Here is a 1,785-nt window from a genome sequence, read left to right on the forward strand (position 1 = left end):
GGGTTGTAAAAAATTCAACTGATGGCTTGAATTTTTTTTTAAATTTGTTTTATTGTTTTGTAGTTTCTTATGATTTCTTTGGTTTGGAATTCGTTTTTTACTCCGTTTACTGTTCGGAATATGTTTTTTCTGCTTCTTGGTAGTGTTGTTCTGAATAATAGTTCTATTGTGTTGTTTGTTTTTGGTATGTTTTTGTTTTTCATATGATTTAAGTAGTTTTCTATGTTTTTGGTGATTTTTGGTATTTTTTTGGCTATTATTTCGGGTATTTGGTCTATTTCTTCTTTTAATTTGTTTATTCTTTTTGTTGCTGTTTTTATTTTTTTGGATTTGAATATTAATGATATTTTGTCCATGTATTTTTCTAGTTTTTTGATTTTGTGTTTGTTTTCTCTTATTTTAAATTTTAGAATGTTTAATTGTATTTTTAGGCTTTTTATTTGTTCATTTATTTTTATTCTTTTTTTGTCTGTTTTTTTGATTCTGCCTCTTTTGATTTGGATTTTACTTTGTAATTTTTCGATTTTAGTTGTTATTTTTTCTATTTTATTTTTGTTTGTTTTGTTTTGTCTTTTTAGTTTGTTTATTTGTTTGTATGCGGGTTTTCGTATTTCATGTATTAAATGGAATACACATTGTTGGTGTATTATGTTGTTTTCTTTGCAGAATTTTTTATACATTGGGTGTCCGTCTGTTATTAGTACTTTTAGTTTAAATTCTTTTGTGGATTCTTTGATGAAGTTTTCGAACGTTTTTTGGTTGAATTTGTTTTTGTGTATTATTTTTGTGTTAATTGTTATTTTGCTTATTGCGTCTATTATGCTTAATCTGAGGTATGTTTGTCTTGATATGTTCAAATATTGTTCGTCGTAGTGGATTATTCCACTATATTCGATTTCATGTTCTTTGATTTGTTTTTTAATGTGTTTTTCGTGTTTTAGTATCCAGTCATCGATTTTTTGTTTAAATGTGTTGTAGATTGTTTGATGGCTTATATTTAGGTTTTCTGTTTTGTTTATGATGTTTGCAACTTTGTTATATGGTATATAGGTTTGTGTTTTGAATATTATTGCTTTTTCTTTTGTTTTCTTTGAATAATTGCAGTATTTGTCTTTAAATTTTGTTATATCTGTTGTTTCGTAGTGTTTGCATTTTTTCGAGCTGCAAACGTATTTTTGTAGATATATTTCGTGTTTTTTCTCGTATTTTATTTTGGTTAGTCCGTTTTTGTTTAGTGGTGCTCCGCATTTACTGCAATATTCTTTTTTCTTGACTATTATTGCTTTGTTAGTGGGTTCAGTTAGTTTTAAGAAGGTAATTGCTATTTCAGGGTCTAGATCATTTGTGATTTTTATGTGTTTTTTTTGTGTTTTTGAATCGAAAAAAATAAATATTTCTTCATTTAAATTATTAATTGTGGGTGTATTTTGCTTCATATTAATATATATGCCCACATTCTTATTTAACTCTTTTTATGCTATTTTTCAGTTGAAATAGCGCTTATTATTTTATTATTTTGTATATTACTTTATATTAATTAAGTATTTTATTTTTAGGGTTTGTTTTGTTTGTTTTTATTAAATTAGAGTTTTGTTTTGTTTATTTTGGTGTTATGATTTTCTGTTGTTATTTTGGTTCATTGTTCTTTTATTTTAATGTAACTTATTATTTTTTAGTTTTATGTTATTTTATAACTTTTGAAGTTGTATTTCAACTGTAAATTGTTTTTTAGTTAGAATTAGAAAAAATAAGTAGTTTATCATCAGTTGAATTTTTTACAGCCCC

Annotated in this window: 1 protein-coding gene; it reads right to left on the bottom strand. The window is 24.6% G+C overall.

What is annotated here, in order from left to right; all coding sequences use genetic code 11:
• Window positions 1-38: 38 nt before the first annotated feature.
• A complete protein-coding gene (locus tag ON24_RS08810) occupies window positions 39-1,436 on the bottom strand; it encodes a hypothetical protein (protein ID WP_040682688.1) in 1,398 nt (465 codons plus the stop codon).
• Window positions 1,437-1,785: the final 349 nt, after the last annotated feature.

It is taken from the genome of Methanobrevibacter boviskoreani JH1 (assembly GCF_000320505.1).
Lineage (GTDB): Archaea > Methanobacteriota > Methanobacteria > Methanobacteriales > Methanobacteriaceae > Methanarmilla > Methanarmilla boviskoreani.

Coding starts and splice junctions, on each gene's coding strand:
- ON24_RS08810 (WP_040682688.1), bottom strand. CDS start 1,436: ATGAAGCAAAATACACCCACAATTAATAATTTAAATGAAGAAATATTT.